The sequence below is a fragment of the Propioniciclava sp. genome (assembly GCF_029977985.1).
Classification (GTDB): Bacteria; Actinomycetota; Actinomycetes; order Propionibacteriales; family Propionibacteriaceae; genus Propioniciclava.
In genome coordinates this window covers 1-6,564 of record NZ_JARKOT010000258.1, presented here as the reverse complement: position 1 = coordinate 6,564, position 6,564 = coordinate 1, and the positions used below count along the sequence as shown (strand labels likewise).

The window sequence follows — 6,564 nt, the reverse complement described above, 5'->3', positions numbered from 1 at the left end:
GGGGGGCGAGAGCGTCGAGGGTGGCCTCCACGAGGGGCCGGGCGGCGAGGTAGAAGTCGTCGACGTCGACCACGACGGGCGTGTGCCCGACCTGGAGGGCCAGGCGCCTGGTCTGCGGGGTGAGGGTCTCCTTCGCGGCGCGAACCTCGTCCAGCAGCACCCCGCGCTCGTGCGGAGTGAGCTCGGCCCCGGGTTCGACCGCGCCCTGGGCGACCTGGGCGAGCACCGCATCGAAGTCATCGCCGCCGAGCTGGTTGAGGCCCAGCGAGCCGAGGACCTCGTGGGTGCGGTCGTCGACGCGCACGAGGGACGCGTCGAACGTCCCGCCGCCCAGGTCGTAGACGAGCACGCGCGTGCGCCGTGCGTTCAAGGCGCGGCTCTGTCGGTGCGTGAACTCGAAGCCGGCGGCCGACGGCTCGTTGAGCAGGGCCAGTACGTGGAAGCCGGCGTTGCGGAAGGCGTCCAGGGTCAGCAGACGCTGCGCGGAGTGCGCGTGTGCAGGCACGGCGACCACGGCGTCGATGGGGCCGGTGGGTGGCAGCGAGTCGGCCACGTTCGAGTCGGCGAGCAGGGTCGCACGCACGGACGCGAGGAAGCCGGTGACGAGATCGGACAGTCCGACGCTCAGGCCGTCGACGTCGACCCTGGTGCCCGGCGTGACGCTGCCCGAGGCGAGCAGACGCTTGAACGAGCGCACCAGGACAGCGCCGTGCGCGGCGGCGTCCATCGCCTCGAAGCCGTAGACGAGACGGTCGCCGGAGCGGGCCACGACGGTCGGGATGTACTCGACGGCCTCACCCAGATGATCGGTGAAGCTGACCACCGGATAGTTACCCCGGTCGACGGCGGCGACGATGGTGCGGGTGGTTCCGAAGTCGATCCCGAGCTGCATGCCCACGACCGTACCCGCGGCTTGTCGCCTGGACCAAAAAGGTCTCGTTAGGTGTCGCTTGCTGGCGGCTGCGGCTGATCCGTGCCTTCGTCGCCGAGGTTCGCCAGGAAGTCCTCGAAGCGGGCCCCCAGCTCGTCGGCGCTCGGCAGCTGGCCGTCGTGACTGGGGCTGAGGCGGACCTGCTCGACGAACCGGTCGTACTGTTCCTCGAGGGTGCGGACCATCTCGGTCAGCTCCTCGCTCTGCGCGATCTGGGCGTCGATCTGTTTGGTCGCGAGCGCGGAGGAGAGCTCGAACCCGTCGGTGGGCAGGGCCAGATGGGTGCGGTCCCGCAGCGCCTTGACCATGGCGGACGCCGCCGGCGGGAAGTCGGTCTCGGCCAGGTAGTGGGGGACATGCGCGAGCAGCCCGACGACCTCGTGGCCCGATTCGCCGAGCCGCAGCGTGAGCAGCCCGGGGAAGGCGGCAGCGATGTTGAACGTGCCGAGCACGGCCGGCTCCCCAGCGACGAGCGCGGGGTCGCTCGCGTAGCGGGAGATGAAGACCGGGCGCGTGTGCGGAGCCGGCGCAGGCATCGTCGAGACGACCAGCGTGTGCGCGACGCCGAGCTGGTCTGCGAGGTACACGACGGCGGCCGCGGCCCGCTCCCACTGGAGCGACGGCTCGGGACCGTTGAGCAGCAGGAAGTCGCGGCCATCGTGGTCGGTGAGCAGGTGCAGGGCGAGACGCGGGCCGCGGAAGTCGTCGAAACGGTTCCGGTCGAACACGATCTGCGGGCGTCGCGTCGTGTAGTCGTACAGCTGGTCGGCGTCGAACGTGCCGAGCAGCCGGTTGGGCAGGCGCTGCAGGAGGTGGTCATCGAGCTGGCGTTGCGTGTGCCCTGCGTCGACGTAGGAGCCGAGCGTGACCACCAGCGTGTCGACGTGCACCGTGCGCTGGTCCACGTGGGGCTCCCAGCGGAACAGGGTCGTGGGGTCGAGCATGGCGATACCTCCTTCACCGCCCTCAACACCAGGGCCGCAGGGTTCATTCCTCAGACGCGGGTCGCCTTCTCGATCCGTCGGGTGGCGACGCGCTCGCGGCGGCCGGAGGTGAGGCCGTGGTCGATGGAGATCCGGCCCGCGGCCGTGAACACGAGGGGCAGCGCGAGGGCGGCGTAGGCGAGCGCTGCCTCGCCGGCGAGCGCCCCGGTCTGCGGGTCGAACACCCCGGTCGTGACGAGCGGCCCGAACATCCAGACGAGCGCCATCATCGCTGACTGCAGCGCTGCGCAGAGGCGGGTGAGGGCGCCGACTGCGAGGAAGAGCGGCAGGGTGAGCTGCCCGCCGATGAGCGCGACGGCGAGGGCGTCCGGGGGGAGCTGGGCACCGAGCGAGGTGCCGGCGAGCGTCTCGACGAACGCCGGATAGGTGACCACGTGGGCGATGCCGTGGAGCAGCAGCGGAAGGCTGAGCAGGCGCAGCAGCAGGAGCCCGACGTCGGTCGTGCCCTTGTTGTTCTGCCGGGCCATCTGATAGGCCCACGCGTCGGTGCCGCGCGGGTCGACCGGACGGGAGGCACCTGACGCCGGAGGCACCTCGACCGGACGCCGCACGGGCTCGCTCACCGGCACGGGCGTGAGAGCGGGGGCGACCGTCGGCAGTTCCTTGGTCCGCTCGGGTTCGGGCTCCGGTGTCTCCCCGACGGGCGGCAGCACCTGGGTGCGCTCGGCGTCCGGATCGTCGACGTCCCAGTGGTCGTAGGTCACGGTTCCTCCCTCAGTCCCCCAGCGGGATCACGTCCACACCCACCTTGAGGGTGCTCTTCTTGCCCTCGGTGAAAATGACGCCCTTCAGCGGCGAGACGTCGCGGAAGTCCCGGCCCCACGCGGTGGTGATGTACCGGCTGTCGGCGAGGTGATCGTTGGTCGGGTCCAGGTCGACCCACCGGCCGCCCGGCACGAGCACGGACGCCCACGCGTGCGTCGCATCCGACCCGGCCAGCTTCACCTGGCCGGGCGGCGCGTACGTCTCGATGTAGCCGCTCACGTACCGGGCGGGCAGCCCGACCGACCGGAAGCAGCCGACGGCGAGGTGCGCGAAGTCCTGGCAGACGCCCCCGCGGGCCTCCAGCAGCTCGGGCAGCGTCGTGGAGACGCTGGTCGCGCCCTTGGCGTAGGTGAAGTTGGTGTAGATGTCGTGGAAGACCGCACGGATGGCCTGACCGAGCGGCCGTTCGGGCCACAGCAGCGTGCGGGCGAAGGCGGCGACCGGCGGGGAGAGCTCGACGAGATCGGACGGCATCATGAAGATCGCGCGCTCCAGCGGGTCGGCGTCGGCGTCCCGCGCCACCGCCGCGGCCGCGTCCGCCACCGTCCAGGCGTCGAGGGCGTCGAGATCGACGGGCTCGAAGGCGACCTCGACGATGCTGCGCTTGATGACGACGAGCGCGGTGTGGGGTGTCTGGATCTCGACGTAGTGGCTGTGGTTGCCGAACAGATCGGTGTGCTCGTCGAGCACGTCGGGCGTCGGGCTGATCGAGATGGTGTGATCCTCGATGCGCTGGAAGGGGGTCTCGCGCGGCCGCAGGCAGGCGCGGGCGAACGAGGTCGTCACATCCTGCTCGTAGGTGTAGGCCGTTTCGTGGCGCACCTCGTACCGGCGGGGCGCGTAATGGTCGGCGCTCATGCCCGGCCTCCTGCGAGTTCGGCGACGGCGAAGCTGCTCTGGGGGGCCTGGGCCCGGAAATGCGTGTCGACGATCGCGTCCGACAGGCCGCGCAACAGTTGCTCCAGCTCCACCAGGGCGTCGACGAGATCGAGGCGCTGGCCGCGCGAGAGTGCCTCCAGGTCGAGGCCACGGACGAACGTGAGCGCTTGGCGCACCCGCTCGCTGACGCGCGGGTCGGGGGCGTGCACGAGTGCGTCGCGCAGCTTCTCCACCTGGAACAGGATCGAGCGCGGGTTGGTGGCGTCGGTCACGAGGAGGTCGAGCGCGGCGGCGACCGGTCGCGGCGAGCCCACGCCGGCGGCCATGCGACGGCGGTAGGTGATGAGGCTGTCGCCGACGCGCAGCACCGACTCGGTGAGCATCGCCTCCGAGACGGGCGACCCGGGCAGGGCGATCGTGTTGCGCAGCAGCCGCAGGGTGGTCTGGGCTCGCTCGACGCGGCGTCCGGCATCGAGGAACGCCCACGTGGCGTCGCGGACGAGGCTCTCGGAGATCAGCCCGGAGAGCGCGAGCGTCGAGTCGAGCGAACGGGTCGCGAAATGCTGAACGGCGACGTCGGCGCCGTCGGCGCGGGCGTCTGTCACGGTGCGCTGCAGCCGGGAGAGGACGGCCGACGTGTCGAGGCTCAGCAGCTCGCGCACCACGAACGAGGCGTTCACCGCGCGCCGGACACTGTTCGCCAGTGTGCCGGGCGTGTCGGCGTCGGTGAGCAGCCGGACGAGATGGGGGCCAGGATCGGCGATCCGCCCGTCGGCGTCCGGGCCGGTGAAGCCCGGACGCACCGTCGTGACTTCGGTGACGGCGGCGAGCACCGCGCGCATCGCGGCGTGGCCGGGGGTGCCCGGACGCCCTGCGTGGTCCTCGACCATGTTGTCGGCGACGATGAGCATCCGGGAGACGAACTCCGCGCGTTCGGCGTAGCGGCCCATCCAGTACAGATTGTCGGCCGACCGGGGCGTGAGGCCCGGCAACTGCGCGTCGGTGATGAGGGCGCGGGTGCGGACGTGGGCGTCCAGGTCGACGCGCGGGCGGGGGACCCCCTCGGCCTCGAACACCCAGACGTCCTTTGAGGCGGCGCCCGACTGGTTGGTCACCACGAACGCGTCGGCGGTGGCCGCCACGCGGCCGAGGCCGCCGGGCAGGAAGTGCACGTCGTCGTCGAGCGCGACGCCGAACGTGCGCAGGACGGCGTTGCGCGGTTCCAGGCCGAGGTTGGTGACGACCGGGGCCGTCATCGGGACGACGGGTTCCTGCGCCGACCAGGCCCACGGCTGGGCCTCGATACGCGCACGCAGACGCTCCTGCTCACCCGCACTGAGCAGCCAGCCGGGGCGGTCGGCGGTGGCCCAGGCGCGGGCGATCGGCTTCACGATCAGCTGGCCGAGATGGGCCAGGACATGCCGCCGCGAGGCCTCGTCGCCGCACCACCAGGTGGCGGGTTGGGGGAGGGCGAGGTCCTCGCCGAGCAGGTAGCGGCTGGCGGCGCCGAGGAACGGCACGAGGCCGGGGTTCTCGAGGAGGCCGGCGCGCAGCGGGTTGACGATGCTGACGGCCCCGCGGCGCGCCGCCGCCACCAGCCCGGGGACGCCCAGGCGCGACTGGGGCAGCAGGTCGAGTGAGTCGCACCAGTCCGGGTCGACGCGGCGCAGGACGACGTCGACCGCCTCCAGCCGCCCGGTGGTGCGGAGCCAGAGGCGTCCATCGCGCAGCACGAGATCGTCCGACTGGGCGAGCGGGTGGCCGAGCAGGATCGACAACAGCCCTTGGTCATAGGCCGTCTCGCTGCCGGGCCCCGATGTGAGCAGGACAACGCGCGGTACGTCCTCGACGCCGGTGGGCGCGGCGTCCTGGAGGGCGGCCTGGAGGATGTCGAACCAGCCGCGCAGACGGCGCAGGTTGGCCGAGCGGTGCACCGGCTCCATGGCACGCGCAATGATGCGGCGGTTGGCCATGGCGTAGCCGGCGCCGGACGGCGCCTGGGTGCGGTCGGCGAGCACGGTCCACGCCCCCGACGGGTCGCGGGTCAGATCGAAGGACACCATCGGCAGCGCGTGCCCGCCCTGGCTCTTGATGTCGTGCGCGGGGACGAGGAAACCGGGGTGGCCGGCGACGATCTCGGCGGGCAGCACGCCGAAGTGGAGCAGCCGGCGCGGGCCGATGAGATCGGCCATGACGGCGTCCAGCAAGCGTGCCCGCTGGGCGAGGCCGGCTTCGAGGGTGGCCCACTCGCGGGCCTCGAGGACGAGCGGGAGCGGGTCGAGTGACCACGGCCGGGCGGGCCGGTCGGGGGTCGAACCGCCGTACGTGATGCCGTCGTCGGCGATGAGCCGCTCGACGGTCCGCCGGCGTGTCTGCAGGCCGAGCGTGCCGAACCGCGTGATTGCGTCCGGCAGCAGCGCGGACGCCCCCCGGGCCGCGGCGAGGGCGTCGACGCCACGGGCCGTGCCGAGCGGCAAGGAGGGATTCGGATGGGTGAGCCGCTCGGCGTAGCCGTCGAGGAGGGCGTTGGCAGCGTCTGTGGGTTGCGCCGTCATGAGGTCCGAGGCTACTCGCTGTGACCGCGGTCGAAGCGCCGCAGGTCCAGCGTGGCTGGGTATTCGCCCGGCATGCCGGCGAGCAGGCTGGACTCCGGCGGCCACGCGCTCATGTCGACGGCCCCCGAGGTGCGGTTGGGCACGAACCGGCTGTTGCGCCGCGACTCGGCCTCCGCCGCGTTGACCGGGTACCGGTCGTAGCTGCGGCCTCCCGGGTGCACGACGTGGTAGGTGAAGCCGCCGAGCGACTGGCCGTTCCACGTGTCGACGAGGTCGAAGTCGAGCGGGCTGTGGATGCCGATCGACGGGTGCAGCGCCGAGGGCGGCGCCCACGCACGGAATCGGACGCCGCCCACACGGTCGGGTCCGCCGGCGCTCGACATGGGCACCGGGACGCCGTTGCAGGTGAGCACGTGCCGCCCCTCGACCA

The 6,564-nt window shown here is 72.2% G+C and carries 6 protein-coding genes; all 6 read right to left on the bottom strand.

Features of this window, described 5'->3' with window-relative positions:
* On the bottom strand, positions 1–892 hold an 892-nt coding region (locus tag Q1K57_RS14050), incomplete at its 3' end, for an Hsp70 family protein (RefSeq protein WP_300083684.1).
* Between the two features lie 47 nt (positions 893–939).
* Positions 940–1,875, bottom strand: a complete 936-nt coding sequence (locus Q1K57_RS14045) for a PAC2 family protein (RefSeq protein ID WP_300083682.1) — start codon at positions 1,873–1,875, stop codon at positions 940–942.
* Positions 1,876–1,925: 50 nt separating this feature from the next.
* On the bottom strand, positions 1,926–2,639 hold the full coding sequence (locus tag Q1K57_RS14040; protein WP_300083680.1) for a DoxX family protein: 714 nt from the start codon (positions 2,637–2,639) through the stop codon (positions 1,926–1,928).
* A gap of 10 nt (positions 2,640–2,649) precedes the next feature.
* A complete protein-coding gene (locus Q1K57_RS14035) occupies positions 2,650–3,558 on the bottom strand; it encodes a transglutaminase family protein (protein WP_300083678.1) in 909 nt (302 codons plus the stop codon).
* Entirely contained in the window at positions 3,555–6,134 is a 2,580-nt protein-coding gene (locus Q1K57_RS14030) for a circularly permuted type 2 ATP-grasp protein (RefSeq protein ID WP_300083676.1), read from the bottom strand. The genes Q1K57_RS14035 and Q1K57_RS14030 overlap by 4 nt, the downstream gene beginning before the upstream one ends.
* 11 nt (positions 6,135–6,145) lie before the next feature.
* A partial coding sequence (locus tag Q1K57_RS14025) for a transglutaminase family protein (protein WP_300083674.1) occupies positions 6,146–6,564 on the bottom strand: 419 nt, incomplete at its 5' end.